This window comes from Clostridium bowmanii (assembly GCF_018861315.1).
GTDB lineage: Bacteria > Bacillota > Clostridia > Clostridiales > Clostridiaceae > Clostridium_AD > Clostridium_AD bowmanii.
On record NZ_JAHLDL010000012.1, the window covers coordinates 18,986 to 41,557 of the forward strand.

At 30.9% G+C, this 22,572-nt stretch carries 22 protein-coding genes; 12 read left to right on the forward strand and 10 right to left on the reverse strand.

The features are described 5' to 3' along the window. Positions 1-3 precede the first annotated feature (3 nt). From rsxE to rsxC, 4 genes are read right to left on the reverse strand one after another with little or no spacing between them, the layout of a single operon-like run. Positions 4-696, reverse strand: a complete 693-nt coding sequence (gene rsxE / locus KPL51_RS09700) for an electron transport complex subunit RsxE (protein WP_216160221.1) — start codon at positions 694-696, stop codon at positions 4-6. Next, positions 696-1,262, reverse strand: coding sequence for an RnfABCDGE type electron transport complex subunit G (locus tag KPL51_RS09705; protein ID WP_216160223.1), 567 nt, complete (start codon positions 1,260-1,262; stop codon positions 696-698). The genes rsxE and KPL51_RS09705 overlap by 1 nt, the downstream gene beginning before the upstream one ends. After that, positions 1,263-2,183 carry an RnfABCDGE type electron transport complex subunit D gene (locus KPL51_RS09710; RefSeq protein WP_216160226.1) on the reverse strand — a complete coding sequence of 307 codons (921 nt, stop codon included), beginning with the start codon at positions 2,181-2,183 and terminating at the stop codon, positions 1,263-1,265. Between the two features lie 15 nt (positions 2,184-2,198). After that, positions 2,199-3,521 carry an electron transport complex subunit RsxC gene (gene rsxC, locus KPL51_RS09715; protein WP_216160228.1) on the reverse strand — a complete coding sequence of 441 codons (1,323 nt, stop codon included), beginning with the start codon at positions 3,519-3,521 and terminating at the stop codon, positions 2,199-2,201. 423 nt (positions 3,522-3,944) lie between these two features. Between rsxC and KPL51_RS09720 the strand changes: the two genes are divergently transcribed. From KPL51_RS09720 to KPL51_RS09730, 3 genes are all read left to right on the forward strand, one after another. Then, a complete protein-coding gene (locus tag KPL51_RS09720; protein WP_216160231.1) occupies positions 3,945-5,588 on the forward strand; it encodes a YceG family protein in 1,644 nt (547 codons plus the stop codon). 99 nt (positions 5,589-5,687) lie between these two features. Beyond that, positions 5,688-6,788, forward strand: coding sequence for a toxic anion resistance protein (locus KPL51_RS09725; protein ID WP_216160234.1), 1,101 nt, complete (start codon positions 5,688-5,690; stop codon positions 6,786-6,788). Between the two features lie 128 nt (positions 6,789-6,916). Then, complete coding sequence (locus KPL51_RS09730; RefSeq protein ID WP_216160237.1) at positions 6,917-8,239, forward strand: replication-associated recombination protein A; 1,323 nt, start codon at positions 6,917-6,919, stop codon at positions 8,237-8,239. A 291-nt stretch (positions 8,240-8,530) separates the two neighbouring features. Here the strand turns inward: KPL51_RS09730 and KPL51_RS09735 are convergent, their stop codons facing one another. From KPL51_RS09735 to KPL51_RS09745, 3 genes are all read right to left on the reverse strand, one after another. After that, the gene (locus KPL51_RS09735; protein ID WP_216160240.1) at positions 8,531-10,318 is read right to left on the reverse strand and encodes a M3 family oligoendopeptidase; all 1,788 of its coding nucleotides are present in this window, start codon (positions 10,316-10,318) and stop codon (positions 8,531-8,533) included. 137 nt (positions 10,319-10,455) lie between these two features. Further along, positions 10,456-10,797, reverse strand: coding sequence for a hypothetical protein (locus KPL51_RS09740; protein ID WP_216160243.1), 342 nt, complete (start codon positions 10,795-10,797; stop codon positions 10,456-10,458). Positions 10,798-10,827: 30 nt separating this feature from the next. Beyond that, complete coding sequence (locus KPL51_RS09745; RefSeq protein ID WP_216160246.1) at positions 10,828-11,322, reverse strand: YtxH domain-containing protein; 495 nt, start codon at positions 11,320-11,322, stop codon at positions 10,828-10,830. Between the two features lie 272 nt (positions 11,323-11,594). On the opposite strand from KPL51_RS09745, the gene KPL51_RS09750 reads away from it, so the two are divergent. Next, positions 11,595-12,326 (forward strand): lysophospholipid acyltransferase family protein, encoded by a 732-nt coding sequence (locus tag KPL51_RS09750; protein WP_216160249.1) that lies wholly within the window; start codon positions 11,595-11,597, stop codon positions 12,324-12,326. Positions 12,327-12,369: 43 nt separating this feature from the next. On the opposite strand, the gene KPL51_RS09755 is transcribed toward KPL51_RS09750, so the two are convergent. The 3 genes from KPL51_RS09755 to KPL51_RS09765 all read right to left on the reverse strand — a co-directional run bounded on the left by KPL51_RS09755 (position 12,370) and on the right by KPL51_RS09765 (position 14,780). Beyond that, on the reverse strand, positions 12,370-13,977 hold the full coding sequence (locus KPL51_RS09755; RefSeq protein WP_216160252.1) for a Na/Pi cotransporter family protein: 1,608 nt from the start codon (positions 13,975-13,977) through the stop codon (positions 12,370-12,372). A gap of 167 nt (positions 13,978-14,144) precedes the next feature. Further along, positions 14,145-14,303, reverse strand: a complete 159-nt coding sequence (locus tag KPL51_RS09760; RefSeq protein WP_216160255.1) for a hypothetical protein — start codon at positions 14,301-14,303, stop codon at positions 14,145-14,147. 258 nt (positions 14,304-14,561) lie between these two features. Further along, complete coding sequence (locus tag KPL51_RS09765; RefSeq protein ID WP_216160258.1) at positions 14,562-14,780, reverse strand: hypothetical protein; 219 nt, start codon at positions 14,778-14,780, stop codon at positions 14,562-14,564. 334 nt (positions 14,781-15,114) lie between these two features. Here KPL51_RS09765 and hcp point away from each other — a divergent pair, with 334 nt between their 5' ends. From hcp to KPL51_RS09805, 8 genes are all read left to right on the forward strand, one after another. Continuing rightward, a complete protein-coding gene (gene hcp / locus KPL51_RS09770) occupies positions 15,115-16,758 on the forward strand; it encodes a hydroxylamine reductase (protein WP_216160261.1) in 1,644 nt (547 codons plus the stop codon). 113 nt (positions 16,759-16,871) lie between these two features. After that, entirely contained in the window at positions 16,872-17,030 is a 159-nt protein-coding gene (locus tag KPL51_RS09775) for a polynucleotide phosphorylase (RefSeq protein WP_216160264.1), read from the forward strand. A 289-nt stretch (positions 17,031-17,319) separates the two neighbouring features. Further along, on the forward strand, positions 17,320-17,481 hold the full coding sequence (locus KPL51_RS09780; protein WP_216160267.1) for a CAT RNA binding domain-containing protein: 162 nt from the start codon (positions 17,320-17,322) through the stop codon (positions 17,479-17,481). A 295-nt stretch (positions 17,482-17,776) separates the two neighbouring features. After that, a complete protein-coding gene (locus KPL51_RS09785) occupies positions 17,777-18,277 on the forward strand; it encodes a PTS sugar transporter subunit IIA (RefSeq protein ID WP_216160270.1) in 501 nt (166 codons plus the stop codon). 13 nt (positions 18,278-18,290) lie between these two features. Then, positions 18,291-18,551 carry an HPr family phosphocarrier protein gene (locus KPL51_RS09790; protein ID WP_216160274.1) on the forward strand — a complete coding sequence of 87 codons (261 nt, stop codon included), beginning with the start codon at positions 18,291-18,293 and terminating at the stop codon, positions 18,549-18,551. 194 nt (positions 18,552-18,745) lie between these two features. Next, positions 18,746-19,960, forward strand: coding sequence for a DNA polymerase Y family protein (locus KPL51_RS09795; RefSeq protein ID WP_216160277.1), 1,215 nt, complete (start codon positions 18,746-18,748; stop codon positions 19,958-19,960). A gap of 100 nt (positions 19,961-20,060) precedes the next feature. Further along, entirely contained in the window at positions 20,061-20,924 is an 864-nt protein-coding gene (locus KPL51_RS09800) for a DUF6414 family protein (RefSeq protein ID WP_216160280.1), read from the forward strand. Positions 20,925-21,023: 99 nt separating this feature from the next. Then, positions 21,024-22,379, forward strand: coding sequence for a CCA tRNA nucleotidyltransferase (locus tag KPL51_RS09805; RefSeq protein WP_216160283.1), 1,356 nt, complete (start codon positions 21,024-21,026; stop codon positions 22,377-22,379). Positions 22,380-22,572: the final 193 nt, after the last annotated feature.

Consider the following 22,572-nt stretch of genomic DNA (forward strand, 5'->3'; position numbering starts at 1 on the left):
AAATTATTTTTTACAACTATGAGCACAAGAACCACACCCAGTACACTCACCAGTCACTGGATCAATTTCATGAAAATGTGCAATTTTATTATTAACTTTATTTGTTTTATTAATTGATTTTTGATTTAATAAAGCCATTAAAATTCCTAGTGTAATAAAAGCTCCAGGCGCTAAAACCATAATTATAGCAGGCTCAAAAGAGTTTCCAAATACTTTAAATCCTAGTATTGAACCAGCTCCTAGTAATTCTCTTATTGAACCAAGAATAGCTAAGGCTATTGTAAATCCAAGTCCCATTCCAATAGCATCGAAAACTGAAGGAAGTGGCTTGTTTTTTGATGCATAAGATTCAGCTCTTCCAAGAATTACACAGTTAACAACTATAAGTGGAATGAAAATTCCTAAGGATTTGTATAGTGCTGGAACAAAACCTTGTAATAAAAATTGTATTAATATTACGAAAGCAGCTATTATTGTTATATAAGCAGGTATACGAATCTTATCTGGAATTACTTTTCTTAGTAATGATATAAAAAGATTTGAACCAATTAACACTACTGTAGCTGCGAGACCCATGCCTATACCATTTTCTACACTACTAGTAACAGCTAGAGTAGGACACATAGCTAGAACTTGAACAAATATTGGATTTTCAGTTACTATTCCGTTTTTTATTCTTTCAGAAAATACGCTCATTATTTTTTATCTCCTTTCAATGAAGAGTTATAAAAATCAATAGCATCATTAGCACCAAGAGTTACAGCTTTAGAAGTAATTGTTGCACCTGTAATAGCTTGTATTTGATTTTCCTTTGAAGGAGCTACTTTTACAACTTCTAATTTATCTTTTGTTGGTTTATTTTTATACTGATCTGAAAATTCAGGCTTTGGAGCATTAGCACCAAGACCAGGAGTTTCAGTGTGAGTTAAAATTTCAATCCCAGTAACTTTTCCATCATTTGATATTCCAACCATGATTTCTATTGGGCCACCGTATCCTTTAGGTGTAACTTTTATAGCATATCCAGCTATTTCAGTACCCTTCATACCAACATTAACCTCAGTAACTTTATCATTGAGTTTTACGTCTGCCGTATCAAACTTATCAGCTGTAGGTAAAATTTCTTTCATAGCAGCTTGTTTATCTGAAGCAATTTTCTCAGCGATAGGTGCTTTGGTTACTTCATAGGCACCGCCAAGTAAGAATCCTGCAAGTCCTGTAATTAAAAGTAAAATTAAACCTAGTTTTATATTTTCTTTCAATTATTTCACCTCCCCAAAAATACGTAGAGCAGTGAACTTATCAATAAATGGAACAAATAAGCTCATTATCAATATAGCGTAAGATACACCTTCTGCATAACCACCATATAAACGTATTATTGTGGTTAAAACTCCACATCCGATTCCAAAAATAACTTGTCCTTTTTTTGTCATTGGAGAAGTTGTATAGTCAGTTGCCATATATATAGCACCGATCATCAAGCCTCCAGAACAAATCTCGTATATTGCATTTCCAGTCATTAAACTATCTCTTCCTAATATAAGTGTTAAGATAAATACTGAACCGATGTATGCTACTGGAGTATGCCAAGTTATTACTTTTCTATATAATAGATAAGCTCCACCAATTAGTAAGGCAATTACGGATGTTTCACCAATACAACCACCTTGATTACCAACAAAATTGCTTATTAAACTTGGTAATTGACCGCTACCGCTTTTAAGTATTCCAAGTGACGTAGCAGCTGAAACACCATCAACAGTAAAATTAGTCATGTGAACTGGCCAAGAAGCAAGTAAAAATGCTCTAGCAGCTAGTGCTGGATTCATTATGTTTTGTCCAATGCCACCAAAAAACTGTTTAACTATAATAATAGCGAAAAATCCTCCGATTACAGGAAGCCAAAGTGGAACGGCAGCTGGAAGATTAAAAGCAAGTAATAAACCAGTTACTACGGCACTAAGATCTCCTATTGTAACTTTTCTATGGGTAAGTTTTTGCCATAATGCTTCTGCTGCAATACATGATAGCACAGATAGTAATGTAACTAAAAATGCTTTCATTCCAAAGAAATATATTCCAGCAAAGGTAGCAGGTATTAATGCTATTATTACGTCTCTCATTATACCCTGCACAGAATCATTTGATTTTATGTGTGGGGATGAAGATACTGTATACATATAAGTCACCTCTATCTATTTTTTTCTTCTATTAATATTTACTGTTCGTTTACCTTCACGACAAGTTTGAGTTAAATGACGTTTAGCTGGGCATACATAAGAGCAACAAGCGCACTCAATGCAATCCATACCATGTATTTTTTCGAATTCATCATAATTGCCTCTTAAAACTAAAGAATTAAGTTTTGTAGGATTTAAAAACATAGGGCATACACTCATGCATTTTCCACATCTAATGCAACTAGATTCTTCTTCGAGTTTAGCTTGCTGTTTTGTTAAGCAAAGTATTCCTGAGGTTCCTTTAATTACAGGAACATCTAAAGAACTTAAAGCCATTCCCATCATAGGTCCACCTGAAAGTACTTTAATAGGATCTTCTTTAAATCCACCAGCAGCATCTATAATTTCGCTTATAGAAGTACCAAATTTTACTCTCAAATTAAGTGGCTGCTTAATTGCTTCTCCAGTTACAGTTAAAACTCTCTCTGTAAGTGGGTTACCATTTACTACTGCATTGTATATCTCAAACACAGAATCAACATTTTGAACTATGCATCCAACATCTGCAGGAAGCTTTCCAGAAGATAATTCTCTTCCAGTAATAGAATAAATCAATTGTTTTTCTGCTCCTTGAGGATATTTTGTGGTAAGTGGAGTGACTTCTACATTAGTAAGATTTTCTGAAGCTTTTTTCATAACTTCAATTGCTTCAGGCTTGTTATCTTCAACTCCTATATATCCCTTTACACCAGGATACATTTGAAGAATAATTTTTAAGCCTTCTACGATTTCATTTGGTTTCTCTAGCATCATTCTGTAATCACAAGTTAAATATGGTTCACACTCAGCCGCGTTTACAATAATGCTGTCAATAACTTTGTCTGCAGGTGGGTTAAGCTTAATATGCGTTGGAAAACCTGCTCCACCCATACCTACGATACCAGCTTCTTTAATGATAGCCAATAGTTCGTTTTTGGAAAGTTTTTCGTAATCGATGTGCGGAGTCATAGTAAGTGCTTCTTCATAAATGTTATCGTTTTCCACAATAATAGACATTACCATGGCTCCATTACTATGTAGTCTTGTGGCTACATCGAGTACAGTTCCAGATACACTCGAATATATTGGTGCAGACACAAAAGCTTTGGATTCACCTATTTTTTGTCCCATAAGCACACGATCACCTTTTTTTACTAGTGGATCGCAAGGCGCTCCTATATGTTGTTGCATAGGAAATACTAAGTTGCCTTTTGGAAGCAAATTTTGAATTGCTTTGTTCATACTTAAGTCTTTTCTACCATTAGGGTGAATCCCTTTTTTGAAAGTCAAAAGTCCCATAATAAACCTCCTTGTAGTTCTCTTTGGACTTAATAATTATCATCTGTTATCTGTCTTGTGGTTTTATATAGTAGATAACAATAATAAATGGAAAGCCACCTTATACCAATTTTGAGTTAAACTGTCGATTATATAATAAATTTATACCAAATGTTGTAAAGAAAGCATAAACTTACTCTTAAGGTGCATATAAAATGCACTATACTATATATATTACACCTTTTATGTGTATAAAAGAATGCTTTTTTGTAAAAAAAACAGCATAAAAAAAAGTTGCATTATTCTGATAATTCGAATTAATATATATTAATTTGTAATATTTTCAATATATTCTAATGAAAAACGAGCTCATATTATGCTATACTTAGAGGGGATAAAAAAACTATATTTACAACAATAAACAATTAAAAAGGTAAGGTGAATATGGAAAAGAATAGTTTAAATAACCTAGAAATCCATAGTGTGAATTTAGACATCAATGAAGATGTCTTAAGTAGTCTTAAAACAGAGATTAATAAAAGAAATAAATTTCAATACAATTCGAATGTTGTTTTTATTCCATATTATTTTTATAGGTTTATAGGTATAAAAGACAGTGAGACTGATTACTATGAGAACTTATATAAATTAGATAATGAACTAAAGAAAATGGGATCAGGGTACATGAGATTTAGTGTGGGATTAGATAAGAAAATTAGCATAAAACTTCAAAACGTATTGAATGATATTTGGGTAAAGGTGTTTCAAAGCGAAATTATTGATGTATCTTTAATTATAAATTTAATAAGTGATAATGGACTTTTTCCGAATTTGACTAACAAAGTTTTGCTCACTCAGATTAAAAATAATTTAAAGGGACTTCTAGAATACTACATTAAAAGTAATGAAACAATGGATAATCAGAATATTAAAGTTATTACAAATTATATGATTCATTGGATAAATATTTATTCCGCAGAATTATTTGGTAAATTTGATTATTTGAGTATTAATCCTAAAGTAGTATTTTATGGAGATATTTCAAAAGCAGAAGTTTTTTTCTTGATACTGTTATCAACTTTAGGTTGCGATATTTTGTACTTCAATCCTGAAAATTCTGGAACCTTCCATGAAATTGATAAATACAATGCTTTTTCTAAGGAAATTGTTTATAATTGTAAAAGGGAGATAAAGCCATTCCCTATAGCTATAGAAGATAGAATTAAGACTACTGCATATAATGCTAAGCAAGAACTTAACAAAACGCTGTTTACAGATGATTCTGGGTTTTATAGGCCTTGGCAGTTTGCAGATTATAAGGTGCAGGCATTAACGCTTAATACTACTTATGAAGAAATATATATATGGATGAAGGAAAAAGCACATATAAGGGAAGGGTGGACAGTTAAAGGCTCAACTGTCGTTATACCTAATATGTTCTCAAAAGTTTGTGGTACCCATGAGAATATTGATTTGTATTGGAAAGAAATTAATGAGGTAGTAACTGAAAAATTTACAAAGTTCTATAATGAGCTACCTATAATGGAGGCGGTTCATTTAGAATATGGAAAGTTTAACTTAATATACCCGAGCAATGCTTTTTCAGAATTTGATACGCAGGAAATGATTAATTCATCTTGGTGGAAATACAAGGATTTAAGGTCAGGCCTTCAAAAGACTATGGCGGACAAAATCAAAGAATTATGCTTAAGTCCTGTAATAATAAATGTTGAAAAGGAAGATTTAAGGGATTTACAAGTGGATATTTTCTCAGTACTTATAAATCTAGATGGAGAGATACTTGAACTTCTGCAAGCATTCGATTATCCTGAAGAAGTTCCTAAAATTGTAGTATATAATAATGAAGAAAATGGTAATTTATCTTTTGAAGATTGCATAATGCTTTCTTTTATGAATTCCATGGGGATTGATATAATTATCTATAACCCTTCAGGATATAACGATATAGAAAATTTTATTTATCCAGAGCAATATGACATTCACAGACTTACGAATGTGAGCTTTGATCTTCCTTTTAAAAAATATATGGAAAAGAAAAAAAGCTTTTTTGAAAGTCTTTTTCACTGATATTTGATGAAATAGAGATTAACAATGTATAGTTAAATTTGATTTTTATGTTAGCCATAAAAGTCTGAAATAAATTAACAAAATAGAGGAGTGGAAAACATGGAAAATAATAATGGAGTACTTATAATTAAAGACGAAAATGCTGAAAATCAAAATATAGAACAAAGGGCTAAAAGTATAAATAATCAGCTTAGAGTATCACCACAAGTTATGCAAATAGCATCCAATTTAAATATTAAAGATGCAAATGCAATTTTAGAATTTGGAAATGAGCCAGCCCAGCAAATATCGAAATTTGCGGATCAAATATTAAACTCTATTAAAAGCAGTAGTATGGAAAATTCAGGTGTTATGATAAAAGAACTTACAAGTATAATGAAAAAGTTTGATAAGCAAGATTTTGAAGAAGCCAAAACTGGTTTTCTTGGGAAGCTATTTAGCAAACCAGGTAAGGCTATAGATAAAATGATGGGTAAGTATAAAACTATTGGGGGAGAAATAGATAAGATTTATACTCAACTTAGTGGTTATAAGGTGGAAATAAATAACTCTAATTTAATGCTTGAAAACTTATATAATCAAAATTTTGAGTATTATGGAGAATTAGAAAAATATATTACTGCAGGAAATATGATAGTTGAAAAAAGTGAAGCGGGAGATCTTCCTAAACTTGAGTCCTTAGCTAATAATGGAGAGCAAATAAATGCAATTAATTTAGAAAATTTTAAAGCTACTCTTGAAATGTTAAAGCAGAGAATTTATGATTTGGAAATGGCTAAAATGGTATCATTACAAACTGCTCCTCAGATTAAAATGATTCAAAGGGGTAATTATAAGTTGATATCAAAAGTGCATTCTGCGTTTATAATAACTATTCCTGTATTTAAAAATGGTATAATCCAAGCTATAGCATTAAAGAAACAAAAATTAGTAGCAGATTCACTATCTGAACTTGATAGAACTACTAATGAGTTATTAATGAAAAATGCCGAAAATATAAGAAGTCAAAGTGTGGACATAGCAAAACTTGCTGGAGGTACCAGTGTTAAAATTGAAACATTAGAAAAAACATGGAATACTATTATGCAAGGTATCGAAGAAACAAAATCTATTGAAGATGAAAACAAGAGATTAAGAGAAGCGGGTATAGTCAAATTACACGATATGACAGAAAAACTAAAGCAGAAATCAATAAGATAATAGATTTATGAATTATAATAGAGTTATGTAACAAAATAAAGGATTTAGTCTCATTAAAACAAATAACAAGTCAAATAGTCTAACCTATTGACTTGTTATTTATTTGAATGTGATTAAGAGGTGATTATATGGATATGTTTGAATTACAAGCTGAAAAGAACTTATTAAAAGATGCGCCACTTGCTGAAAGATTAAAACCTGAAAAATTAGACGATTATGTAGGGCAAGAGCATATTTTAAGTAAAGGAAAGCTTTTATGGAGGGCCATTAAGGCGGATAAAATAACTTCCTTAATACTTTATGGGCCACCAGGTACAGGAAAAACTAGTTTGGCTAAAGTTATTGCAAATACAACAAAATCTAATTTTGTTAGGCTTAATGCAGTTACAGATGGCCTAAAAGAATTAAGAGAAGTGGTGGCCACGGCAAAGAATGATTTAGGAATGTATGATACTAAAACTATCTTATTTATAGATGAAATTCATAGATTTAATAAAGCTCAACAGGATGCATTATTACCATATGTAGAGAAGGGTACAATAGTATTAATTGGGGCAACCACAGAAAATCCATATTTCGAAGTTAACAACGCATTAATTTCTAGGTCTATGTTATTTAAGCTAGAGCCACTAGAGGAAAAACACATTCAAAAGATTATTACTCGTGCGCTAGAAGACAAGAAAGTAGGATTTGGGAATACTAATATTTGTATGGAGAATGATTCTATAAGTTATCTTGCAAATATGGCAAATGGAGATGCTAGGTGTGCACTTAATGCCTTGGAGTTATCAGTACTCACTACAGATAAAGATGAGCTAGGAGTAATAAATATAACACTAGCTGTTATGGTGGAATGTCTTCAAAAAAAACATATAAAATACGATAAAAATAGAGACGAACATTACGATGTTATTTCTGCCTTTATTAAAAGTATGAGAGGGTCTGACCCGGATGCTACCATACATTACCTGTCTAGAATGATATATGCTGGGGAGGATCCTAAATTTATTGCTAGGAGAATTGTAATAGCTGCGTCTGAGGATGTAGGAAATGCGGACCCAATTGCACTACTTGTAGCAAATAATGCGGCACAGGCAGTTCAGTTTGTAGGCATGCCAGAAGCAAGAATTATTTTATCACAAGCTGCAATTTATATAGCCTGCGCACCTAAAAGTAATGCATCATATATGGCTATTAATAAAGCACTTAAAGATTTAGAGACAAAAAACATAGGGAGTGTACCTCCTCATTTAAGGGATCAAAGTTATAGTGGAGCAAAGAAATTAGGTCACGGAGTAGGATACCTATACCCTCATGACTATGAAGGAAATTATGTGAAGCAACAATATTTGCCAGATGAACTAGTTGGTACATCATATTATGAAGCTGGCAATAATGGATATGAGAAAAAAATTAAAGACAGACTTAAGGAACATTCAAATAAAAAATAGTAAACTAAATTTTATGCTAAGATGTATTTACTATGGATAACTTTTTTATAGTTGAGAGTTAAAATAAAATTTTCATTTTCTAACAAATGTTTTTATACGCAAAAAAAGTATATATTATGTAAACTTCATTTGAGCAAGCTCTAGTTATTCTTAAATGATTTTAATGGGAGATGCGTTAAGAAAAGTGCATGTTTGAGCGTTAGCGAGTTTGCACTTTTTAGCATCTTTCATTAAAATCATTTTAGAATTACTTAGCACAGCGAACAGAAGTTGTAGTAATATATACTTTTTTTATTTCATATTCACAAATTTATCTATATCTTGGGTAATAATGTTTAGAGAACTTCTCCAAAAATCAATAGAATGGATATCTACATTCATCATTTTTGCCACTTGAACTAAATTATTTTTCCCAGTAGCAGAAAGTAAGGCATCATAATCATTTACAAAGGAGTCTCCTCTTTTTAAATACTCAGAATACAATCCTTTGGAAAATAATAGACCGAAGGCATAAGGAAAGTTGTAAAAATTACTAGAAGCATCATAATAATGTGGTTTGCATATCCACATATATGGGTGCAAAAAATTATGGTCAAGACCAGCACCATATGCTTTTTTCTGAGCGTCTATCATAATTTCTTTTAATTCATTAACAGGCAATGAATTATTCTCTCGGCGTTTAAATAGTTCAGTTTCAAATAAGTAACGGCTTAAAATATCTATAATTACTTGAGCATTGCTAGAAATATTATGCTCTAAGATAGCAAAAGCTTCTTCTGAAGATGCATTTTTTAATGCTGCATTGCTTATTATTGTTTCACAAAATATAGAGGCAGTTTCTGCAATAGGCATAGGATAGTCACTATTTAATGCAGACTCTTCTGTTAAACATAAACCATGATATCCATGACCCAATTCGTGAGCCAGAGTAGAAACATCGTTAAAACTTCCTGTAAAGTTAGATAAAATTCTACTTTCTTTAATGCTATGTAAATTAGCACAAAAGGCGCCACCTAATTTTCCTGCGCGAGGCTCTGCATCAATCCAGTTATGAGAAAAAGCATTATCGGCATAACTGGAAAGCTTATCACTAAAGGTAGCAAAATTTTTAACTATAAATTCTCTTGCTGAGTCATAGGTAAAGTGCATATTGGCGCTACCCATTGGAGCAAATAATTCATAAAAAGGAAGACCTCCAGAATAGCCTAATATTTCAGCTTTTTTTCTGAAATATTTTTCAAAAGAAGGAAGGCTCTCCATCATAGCACCTAGCATTGCATCTAGTGTTTCACTATCCATTCTTGAGTTTTCAAGAGCATTATGAAGTGGAGACTTATATCCACGAGCCTTGCAAAGTGTAATAACTTCTCCTTTTATACCGTTTAATGCTGCAGCAGAGGATTCAGCAATTGCATCATAAGATTTGAGTTCCGATTCATAAGCATTTTTACGGAGTTTACTATCTTTATCAAAAGCCATGTTTCTAATAGTAGATAGGGGTAGTCTCACGTCTTCTCCATTTATATTAATAGGGACGAGTAGTGTTGAGGTAAGTATATTTTGAAGTTTAGACCAAGCATTTGAACCACTATTTTTCATTTTAGCCATAAGCTCTTCTTCTGTATCACTAAGTAAGTATTTAGCATTACTAGCTAGGTCACTTATGTAATAACTATGAGTCTTAATAGTGTTAGAATCTTCGATTAGAGATTCTATATTTTCTAGTGAATTACACCATTTTGAAAAAACGGTATGAGGTTTAGCCAGTTCAGCCAGGTTTAAGGACAATTTCTCTGAAAATTTGTTAGCAATTTCATTTTTTGTATCAACACTTAAAACTAATTCTGTATAATTAAATAATTTATTTACAAGATCATTAAATTCATTTTCAAAATTAATATAGGCCTCAATTTTTAATTTAGAGTCATCAGATTTTGTTTCATTATTAGAAGAATTACAATTCTCTATTGTCCATTTTTTTATATATTCTATGGAATTTTCAAAACAATTAATGTCTTCTTTAAATTCCACACTGTCAAAGGATGTGTATAGCTCATTTAAACTCCACTTCATTTCCATATTAACACCTCTATTTACAAAATTTTATAAAACTAATATATAAAATATATTATAACACGTTATATAAAATAAAATAACCCTATAATAGGGTTATTTTACATTTGTATAAGGACGTAAAAAAAGTAGGAATAATTCTCCTACTTTTTATTTGAAAATATCTTTTTTATAATAGTTAAAATATCTACTATGTATACTAAATATTTTTCTAGTGATTCTGTTGCACCAACTGCAGTGGCAGTTGTCTGAACTACTACTTCAGTAACATCTTTTATATTGTCTGTTACCTCGTACAAATTAGCAAAGGTTTTTGGTAAACCGGTTAATATTTCATCAATACTATCTTCATTCTTTAAGATAATTGAATTTACCTTTGATATAGTTTTAATAAGTTTTAACAATCCTACTATTAGTATAACTAAAATAATTATACCAAGAAAAATCAATATGCCTTGTCCTGTTTTAAAAAAGTCTACATACATTAATAGCACCACTATTCTTTTAAATTTTGGTTATTTTTTAATCTCAACTTCAACTTGTCCCACAATTGCTTCTGAATCATCATTGTCAGTTACAGCATCATTTATTGCAGATGCAACTTTCGATGTCTTTTTTTCATTTAGATATTGAGAAACTTTAACTTTCGCATCTGTTACATTATTCTTAGCTTCAGAAACTTTATTACTCATAGCATCTTTAAGTTCTATACTTTTTTGTTTGATTTTAACTTTAGCATCTGATACATTATCTTTAGCATCGGAAACTTTATTATCGACAGTTTGCTTAATCTCTATAGTTTTTTCTTTAATATTGTTTGTAAGCTCTTTTGATGTATTGGCGATATCTTCCCTGTTTTCTTTACCAGATTTAGGGGAAAATAGTAAACCGCCTAGTAAACCACTAACACTGCCAGCAGCTGTACCTATAAGTAATTTTTTTGCTGTATCAATTCTTAATTTTCTTTGTTTTTCTTTTTTTCTTTTTTCTATCCAATTTGTAAATATCATAATTATTTCCTCCTTTAAAGATAAAACCTTATAGTCTAATCATATACTTTATGTGGTTAATGTCAACACTTAAGGAGAAATGTAACGAAAACGTTACAAAATGCTATTATGAACAAAAGTTACTATAAAAGCATATCAATTTTCTGAGATGTTTGATAAAATGAAAAAGTATTTTTGAAGGTAAGGCATAATAGAAAATAGTTGAACAGTATTTTATAGGTACAATGCTTATAGAATGTGCTGATGTTAATGAAATTACTATGGGGGGGTTTATGATAAAATTATTATGGTATTTATATTTTTCAATATATTTGTGTATTTCATCAGTTAGTTTTATTGAAATAAAATATATAGCTAGGAAATCACCTAAAGAGGCTGAAATATATGCCTATAGGAGAGCACAGAAAATTTCAAGATATGTGTTGAAGGTAACAAACACAAGTATGAAAGTTAGTGGTATTGAAAATATACCAGTGGAAAATTGTGTTTTTATATCAAATCATCAAGCTATTTTTGATGGGTTCGCGTTGGTGGCATGCATTGATAAACCTTTTGGGTTTATTGCTAAAAAAGAAATAAAAAAGATACCACTAATTAGTACTTGGTTAAGATCAATAGGATCCATTTATATAAATAGGCAAAGTACCAGAGAATCAATTAAGACTATTCAAGAAGCTGTAGAAAAGATAAATGGTGGAAGTTCTATGTTGATTTTCCCAGAGGGAACAAGAAGTTTAAAATCTAAAATGAATTCCTTTAAAAAAGGGAGCATTAAACTGGCAACCAAATCTAAAACTTGCATAGTACCTATAACTATAGATGGCTCTTACAATGTATTAGAAGCTTCTATAAAAGTCATGGGGAACAACATAAATATGGTTATACATAAACCTATTTATGTTAATTCATTAAGTAGAGCCGAGGAGCAAGATTTAGCAGAATATGTACAGAACATAATAGAAGATGAATTAAATAATATGGTATTAAAAAAGATTAGGGGCTAGTTTTACACTACTAGGCCCCTAATCTTTTTTTGTTTATTGAAATTTATTTTGAATTAACCACCATTTGTGCAATATTATTTGAATGATCTCCAACTCTTTCAAGATTAGTTAATAGCTCTAGATAAACAGAGCCACCAGCTGGTGTACATTGGAGTTTATTTAATCTAACTATATGCTCATTTTTAAGTTGTTTTTCCATATCATCTATATTTTCTTCAACAGCCATGGCTTTACGAGCAGATTCTAAATCAGAATTCTCTAAAGCTATTATGGCATTATCCACACAATACTTTACAGTTTCAAACATATGTGCAAGATCAGTTATTGCTTTTTTAGAGAAAGTGAGGTTGCCATCCACCTTTAATTTTGCAAGTTCCCCTAAGTTTTCGGCATGATCTCCAATTCTCTCTATATCATTTACTACATGATATAATGAAGTAATGATTTCAGATTGACGCTCAGATAGAGACGTATTTGAAAGGGACACCATATAACCAGTTATTTCTCTTTCAAGAAAATTTATGGTAACCTCATGCTCAATAACTGAACTCATCAAACTCTCATCAGAATTTAAAAAGGCTTGCATTGCATTTGAAAGATTTTCAGAGGCAAGTTTTCCCATTCTACTAAGTTCCTTGATTACTTGTCCAACTGCGATGGAAGGGGTTTCTAGTAACCTGATATCTAAGTATTCAAGTACAAGAGCAGATGATTTTTCATCTTCGCCAGGGACTAATTTATTAACAATTTTAACTAAAGTACCTATAAACCAAATTTGAATAAATACATTTGTCAAATTAAATAACGTATGTGCATTGGCAATTTGTCTTTGAATATCTCCACCAAACATTGGAACAATTTTTAAAACTGGCTTGAAAGCTAGCATAAACATTATTGTACCTGTGGTGTTGAAAATCAAATGTATAAGTGCAGCTCTCCTAGCGTTTCTGCTAGTTCCAATACTTGCGAGTAATGCAGTAGCGCAGGTTCCAATATTATCTCCGAAAAGTATAGGAAGTGCAACGCCAAGGGTGATACTGCTATTTGAAGCAAGTGCCATTAATATTCCAATAGTAGCACTACTACTTTGAACTGTTGCTGTCATACCAAGACCAACAAGAACTCCCATGAGTGGATGTTTTCCGAGTACTAAAATAAGGTTTTTAAAGCTATTTAGCTCACTTAGTGGCCTCATAGCATTTTCCATCATTGACATACCTACAAATAATATACCAAAACCTAGAATAATTTCGCCAATGTCTCTAGTTTTTTTCTTCTTGCAAAACATAACTAAAACAGCACCTATTGCGAGAATAAAGGGTGCTATATCTGTAAGTTTAAAAGCTATAAGTTGAGCGGTCATTGTAGTACCAATGTTTGCTCCCATAATAACCCCAGCAGCTTGAAATAAATTCATAAGTCCTGCATTTACAAAACCCACAGTCATTACTGTAGTTGCACTACTACTTTGAATAATTGCAGTAACCCCTGCACCGACAAGTACGGCGAAGAACCTATTGCTAGTTAGAATTTCTAGCATTCTTTTTAACTTTTCGCCGGCTGCCTTTTGGAGACCATCACCCATTAGCTTCATTCCATACACGAATAGTCCGAGTCCACCTAAAAGTTGAAAAATCATCTTATAATCCATCTTAACTCTCCTTTAAAAAAGAATATTCATATGTTCCTTATGTTTCCTATGAAATTTTATCATAGCAATGTTAAGTTGGTGTTAAGTTTTTATGATTTATGTTAAAAATTTTACGAATTCAGACATTTTTTTAACTAATGTTACGAAATGTTAAGAAAAGGTTAATTTTATGACATATGGACCTTTCGCTTTTCTAAAATTGAAATTAGTATTAAGGCAAAAGCTCCACCAATTAGTGCAGTTATAAGCTGAGGTAAACCCATAGCAATAACTAAATTATTCGCTATTTTTGCAGGTATATTTAGCTTGAAGATTTCGCCACGCACTCTCGTGACTTCAGTCATGAGTTAGTGGCGTTAAGTATTATTGCATAAAATATAAGTAAATTACACATACTAAGTGTTGATTAATGGGATAAGTTTTGATGCTGAAATAGATAAAAAAAGATATTTTATAAAAGCACCAATTACAATTCCTAGATATTTACCATATTTACCTCTATTATTTAAAATTACAAAGCTGAGAAGGAATAGTATGTTACCAATAATTATAAAAGGAATGAAGGGAGCTAAAGCGCCAGCAAGTTATCCAGTTAGCCAAGCGAGTATTGGGGTTAAAGAGCCTACTAATATTCCATAAAAACCTCCACAAATTGCAGCTGTGAGTATAAGGAGTGTGTTAACTGCTGGTCCAACAAAAAATTGGCTTATTTGACCTGTAGTTTTTCCTATTACCTGAAAAACTATAGCTAATGCAAGAAAGAGACTTGCTTTTATTAGTTTATTAATGTCTATACTTTTCATAATATTACCTTTTTTTTATTATTTTAATATAACAATTATAACCTATTAATACAATGGCTTCAATATGATGGATTAGTGGTGATATTATTCCACATAGGCCACAATTGATTATATTACTATATAGATAGAGGCAAATGAAAAAATATTATAAACTTATATTGCGTAACAATTGTTACCGACTTTAAATACATATAAAAGTATACTAAAGGTAGTTCAAAAATAAAGTCGAATTATTTATGTCCTTATCAATTATTCTAAACAATAAATTTATAATATATGGAAGATAATTATATGAAACTATTGTCATTCCAAAAAAATATTAGGAGGAATTATAATGAGTATGTTTTGTTATCAATGTCAAGAAGCTTCAAAAGGAACGGGTTGCATCGTAGGCGGAATGTGTGGTAAATCAGCTGATTTAGCTAATATGCAGGATTTATTAATTTTTGTTTTAAAAGGAATATCTATTTATAGTACAAGTGCAAGGAAACTAGGAATAGAAAATGAAAAGGTAAATAAATTTGTAGCAAATGGATTGTTCATGACTATAACAAATGCTAACTTTGATAAAGCTAGATTTATCGAAACAATAACAAAAGCATTAGAATTACGTGAAGAAATTAAGGCAGAACTCGTAAATGCTGGTGGAATAATAGATGGTAATTTACCTGAATGTGCAACGTGGACAGGCAATACTTCAGAGTTTGAGAGCAAATCTATGAATGTTGGTGTACTTAAAACGGAAAATGAAGATGTAAGATCTTTAAGAGAATTAGTTATCTATGGTATCAAAGGAATAGCAGCTTATACTGAACATGGATATAATTTAGGGTATGAAAACAATTCCATATATGCATATATGCAAAAGGGACTTTCTCAAACAACTGATGATAGCTTATCTGTTGATGAATTAGTGGCACTAGTACTTGAGTGTGGCAAATATGGTGTTGATGCTATGGCATTATTAGATAAAGCTAATACTACTACTTACGGAAATCCAGAAATTTCAAAAGTAAACATCGGAACTCGAAATAACCCAGCTATATTAATTAGTGGACATGATTTAAAGGATATGGAAGAACTATTAAAGCAAACACAGGGCACAGGAGTAGATGTTTATACTCATAGTGAGATGTTACCAGCAAACTATTATCCAGCGTTCAAAAAGTATACTAATCTTGTAGGTAACTACGGAAATGCATGGTGGAAACAAGATTCAGAGTTTGAAAGCTTTAATGGACCAATACTTATGACAACAAACTGTATTACTCCTCCAAAAGCTTCTTATAAAGATAGAGTTTATACTACGGGAGCATCTGGATTTGATGGTATGAAGCATATAGCAGATAGAGAAGACGGAAAGGCAAAAGATTTTTCAGCTATAATTGAGCATGCTAAAAGATGTAGTTCTCCAATTGAAATTGAAAGAGGAGAAATAGTTGGAGGTTTTGCACATAATCAAGTATTAGCTTTGGCTGATAAAGTTGTAGATGCTGTTAAATCAGGGGCAATCAAAAGATTCTTTGTAATGGCCGGTTGTGATGGAAGAATGAAAGATAGAGAATACTATACTGATTTTGCAAAAGAACTTCCAAATGATACAGTTATTTTAACTGCAGGGTGTGCAAAATATAGATACAATAAATTAGAACTTGGAGATATTGGTGGAATACCTAGAGTACTAGATGCAGGACAATGTAATGATTCATATTCATTAGTTGTAATAGCAATGAAACTTCAAGAAGTATTTGGACTTGCTGATATTAACGAATTACCAATAACTTACAATATTGCATGGTATGAGCAAAAGGCTGTAATAGTATTATTAGCATTATTACACCTAGGAGTTAAAAACATTCATTTAGGACCAACATTACCAGCATTTTTATCTCCAAATGTGGTTAATGTATTAGTTGAGAACTTTGGAATTGCTCCCATTGGGACTGTAGAAGAAGATATAAAAATGTTTATGGCTTAAAGACCTTAAGAGCACTCTAAATGATTTTAGGGTGCTCCTATTTTTAAATTCATAGCATAATAATTTTACATAATAATGAGTTTAAAGGGTAAAATAATTATGAGGTGATTTTAATGGATAAAGAATACACAAAAGGTTCTAATGATATAACTTATGCGAATCTATCCCAAATGGAAATGGAAAAATTAAAAGAAGTAGAGAGAACTTTTAATAATGAATTTCAGTGTGATTATTACCTTATGGCGATGAAAAACCACAAAATAAAATCCTGATAAATATCAGGGTTTTATTTATATTATTGCAAATATTGGTGGGTGGAGTATTTCCATGAGATGTAAAAAAATTCATATATAAAATGCTCCTAAAGTATAATAAGTAATTTATATTACACAATATTTCGCATAGCAGTATGGTAATATAAAGAAGAAAACTAAAGATTAAACCATATATTGAAAGAAATACGACAAATTATGCCCTAATATTTAATATTTTAAGAACATATTAAAAAACACTTGAATAAATTCAAAATGTATTTTAAACTATATTAGAGGTAGAATTAATATGGATGTTGACTATAAAGTGTTAAGGTCTCTTAGTAGTAATGTTGTTGTTTCTAAAAAAGACAATAATGAATATGGTCTTTTGGGTAAAGGCACAGGGTTCGGTAAAAGACTCGTGAATTTATTGCAAAAGGGAGTACCAGTTAGGTGTGTTACTGATTAGATTGGGCATGAACCATATAAAATGCTTAAATGCATCTTATTAGTTTATGCCTTTTTTAAAAGAGCATTTCAAAAGAAAATTTTTAAGATATATTGGTAGAATAAGCTATGTTAGTAGATTAAGCTACGTTAGTAGATTAAGCTACGTTAGTAATATTAATATATATATTTAAAATGCTAAACAATCCACAAACTAATGTTTATATAAGAGTTTATATTTAGAATAATATCTCATGATAAAGTAATTTAAGGTAGATAACAATTGTTAATTGTAATCCACATTAGGGAAGGCGAGGATGATAAAAATGTTTGGCTTTTTCAAAAAGAATAAGGAAGAAAAGAGTATAATTATAAAATCTCCAGTTGTGGGAAGATGTTTTGACATATCAGAAATACCAGATGAAGTTTTTTCAACAAAAATGTTAGGTAATGGAATTGGATTTGAATCTAAAGAAGGAATTTTATATGCACCAGTTGATGGTGAAATTCTTCAAGTGTTCCCTACAAAACATGCTATGATTTTAAAGACCAAAGAAGGTTTAGAAATACTGCTCCACATAGGTGTTGATACTGTAGAGATGAAGGGTGAAGGATTTGAAGTTTTTGCTCAAAAGGGCACACAAGTAAAGGCTGGAGATAAATTATTAACTTTTAATAATGACCTTATAAAAGCTAAAGCTAAATCTAATTTAAGTGTATTAGTGCTTACAGATAATGAAATAATGGAATCTGTGGAATTTAATTTGGGAAATGTAGATAAAAATAATCAAGTAATAATAATAAAATTAAAGAAATAGGGGTGTCAATATTATGATAGAAAAAAAAGCTATAGTTAAAAGTGAAAGTGGAATACATGCTAGACCAGCATTATCAGTAGTTAAAGAGGCGTCTAAGTTTAAATCAGAAGTACTTATAATAAAAGATGGAAATGAGTATAATGCTAAAAGTATAGTGGCTATAATGTGTATGGCTGCCGTTAAAAATGATGAAATAACAATAAAAACAACAGGTGATGATGAAGAGGCTGCGGCCGTTGCCATGGTAAAACTTATCGAAGAAGGACTTGCATAATAAGCAGATAGCAATTGTTAATTTCTTAATAAAACATATACATATTAATAAGTCTTATACTTAGGTATAAGGCTATAATAAAAAGCAACCTATACTTTAATTGAGGATAGGTTGCTTTTTTGTGATTAAATTCTATATAATATATTCATATATTGTATTTTCTTTAATAAGCCTTATATAAAGGATGAGATTGTATGAACAAATTTAATGATAAACTTATATTTCATATAGATGTTAATTCAGCATTCCTTTCTTGGAGTGCTGCGGATAGACTTATGCGGGGAGAAAATATTGATTTAAGAGATATAGCCTCTGTAATAGGGGGGGATGAACAGTCGCGAAGAGGAGTAGTTTTGGCAAAGTCCATGAGTGCTAAAAAAAATGGAATAGTAACAGGAGAAAGTTTGTTTACTGCAAGAAAGAAATGTGGAGACCTTGTAGTAGTCTCACCTGACTTTAGTTTATATGAAAGGTGTAGTAGAAGTATGAGAGAAATTTTTAGTGACTATACACCTTATGTGGAGAAATTTTCTATAGACGAGTGCTTTTTAGATGTAACAAGTTATAATACTTCAATAGAAGCAGCACTTTCGCTAGCTCGTGATATAAAGGATAGGATAAAGTCAGAACTTGGATTTACAGTTAATATTGGCATGTCAGATGTTAAGCTTTTAGCTAAGATGGCATCAGATTTTGAAAAACCGGATAAAATACATACACTTTTTAAAAATGAAATAAAAAAGAAGTTGTGGAAGCTGCCCGTTGGAGAGCTTTTTATGGTTGGGAAGAAAACTGTGCCTAGGCTTAACAATTTAAATATATTTACAATAGGAGATCTGGCTCAGTATGATGTTTCCATTTTGAAGTATCACTTTAAAAGTAGTGGGCTTACCATGTGGAAATATGCAAATGGGATAGATGATTCGGAAGTTAAATATAATAAATATGAGCTAAAGGGGATAAGTAATTCAACTACATTATCGGAGAATATTAAAAGCAGAAATGAAGCCTATAAAGTATTATTAACATTAGTAGAGCATACAGCAACTAGATTAAGAGATATAAAAAAGTGCTGTTATTGCATTTCTGTAACTATAAGAAATCAAGAATTTAATGATTCATCTAGGAGTAGGACTTTAAACAATGCTACGGATTCAACGCAGGAAATATTAGATACAGTAAAAAAGCTCTTTGATGAATTATGGAAGGGGGAACCAATAAGGTTACTAGGAGTTTCACTTACCAATCTATGTGAAGATAATTTTAAACAATTATCAATTTTTGATATTAGCAGTGTGCGTGATGAAAGGCAAAGAGTAATAGACAAAACTATAGATAGTCTTAGGAGTAAATATGGTGAAACCTCAGTTATAAAATCAGTATTACTAAAGAAAAAACAATATAAATAAAAGTAAACTGAAGATATTGGCTATAAATAAACTGTTCTAAATCTTAATAAAGATATATAAACTTTGTAGGAGTACTACTTTTACGGAGGGATTAATAGGCATGGATAATAGAGCATTAATACCACTATACCTTAATGGAGATTTGATAAACAATTTATATACAATTGTAATCCAGGAATTTGCTGAAATTAAAAGCGAAAGCACTAGAAAGATGTTAACTATTACTACCAATGCGCCATTGTATGAACTTACTTGTGGTAAAATAATGCAGGGGGACTTAAATGTTCAACTTCTTAATGAATTCACGTCTGCGAAAGTTGAAGAAAGAGTTTCAATTGTAATAACAATTCTATCAAGATTAAAAAACATATTAACTGATCAAAGTATGTTAAAGATTATAAATAATGAGAATGATGTTAAGAGTATAAAGGAATTTGATTTTATGCAGTTTACTGGCCAATTATATAAAAATCCAGTTATAGAGTATATAGAAGACATAACTCGGGTTATGGAAATGCAATTGGCTTTTTCACCAGAAAGTGTAGAGAATGGTGAGGAAAGTAATGAACATAAGATTAAGAGGCAAGTTTTACAAGTTTTGAAAACAGATATGGAAAATTGCAAAAAAGAGAAATGTTTGAAATTCATTAGTAGTAGTATTGGGCAAAGCAATACAAAAGTTATAGTGCCCTTAGAGATAAAATATATGGCAGATAATTTAGATTACATTGAAGGTGCTAATATAACTGTGCTTGGTAAAGTTATAAGGATTTCAAAGGAAAATGAAAATAATAGCAATAGTTTGCTAAGTGGCACATATTTTGATTATTTGGACCAGAAATATTTTCAAGAATTCAAAAATAGATTTTTAAAAAACACAAGTTTAATTAGAGATTATGATGAGAATCAAATAGAAATAAATGAACCCATTATTGAAATTATACCTATAGCAATGTATATTTAATATTAGGAACATTCAAACAAATATTGTGGTTATATAATAGTATCACGAATTGTTATTTGTTTTTATGCGCCGCGTAGTAAAAGAAGAAGGGTGATTGCAATGAGTCATAAAAACATGGAAATGCATATACCAAAGGATGTAAAAATAATTTTAGATTGTTTAAAAAATAATGAATATGAATCTTATATAGTGGGTGGAAGTGTACGTGATTGTATAATTGGCACAAACCTGCCTAAGGACTATGATATAACTACTAATGCTCTGCCTGAAGAGATTATTAGGCTGTTTGAAAAGACTGTGCCTACAGGTATAGAACATGGAACTATTACGGTTATGATAAATGGAGCTGGTTATGAAGTCACAACTTACAGAATAGATGGTAAGTATCTGGATAGTAGAAGACCGGAGTGTGTTACATTTGTTCTAAATTTAAAAGAAGATTTAGCTAGAAGAGATTTTACTGTAAATGCAATGGCTTTTAATGAGAAGAATGGTCTTATTGATTATTTTGGTGGCATGGAAGATTTAAAAAATAAAACAATTAGAGCAGTAGGAGAGCCTAATAAAAGATTTCAAGAAGATGCTTTAAGAATGCTTAGGGCTATTCGGTTTGCGGCATCATTAGACTTTAATATAGAAGAAAAAACACTAGAGGCTATAAAATCAAATTCTCACCTTATTTTAAATGTAAGCAATGAAAGAATTAGAGATGAAATATGTAAGATGATGGTATGTAACAATACTACAAAAGCGCTGAGAACACTTAAGGATACTAAACTATTAGAATTTATACTGCCAGAACTTCAAGTAGCCGTAGGATTTAATCAGCAAAATCCTCATCATGATAAAGATATCTTTGAGCATATTTTAGCCGTTGTGGAAAAATGTCCTCCTAATCTTAATGTGAGATTGGCAGGATTATTACACGACATAGCTAAACCAAATTGTTTTACTATTGATAAAGAAGGTATAGGACACTTTTATGGTCATGATAAAAAAGGTGTCATAATATCAAAGCAAATACTTAGGCGACTTAAATTCGACAATCAAAGCATAAATAAAATTAGCACTTTAGTAAAGGAACATATGAATGTACTTTCAAAGCCAACAGATGCTTCTGTAAAGCGCCTTATTAATAGGGTGGGTGTAGATTTAGTACCTGATCTTTTTACACTACAAAGAGCAGATGCATTAGGTTCTCGTTTTTCTGAAATTCGTTTAGCAGAGATTCGAAAAATGGAAGAAAGTGCAATGGCTATTTTAGAATCTAAAGTTCCACTATCTATAAAAGACCTTGCAATAAATGGCGAGGACATAATTAGTGAATTTTCTCTTAAACCAGGGAAAGAAATAGGTGTCATGCTGAAATTCCTTTTAGATAAGGTATTGGAACATCCAGAATTAAATAATAAAGAAAAACTTTTGGCTATAATATCATATGAATATAAGAAATAAAAGTAGAGTGTTTAATTCTCCCTTAGACTTAATGTTTGGCGGGAGTGTTTTAGTGATAAAAAAATTTGTACTGAGTTATAATAAAGATTTGGTATAAAACCTTAACTTAGGCACAACCTAATAAGGTATATGAAAATAAATAGATATTCCTTACAAATTTTTTATTTATTTGACTGTGCCTAAGTTTAAAGGA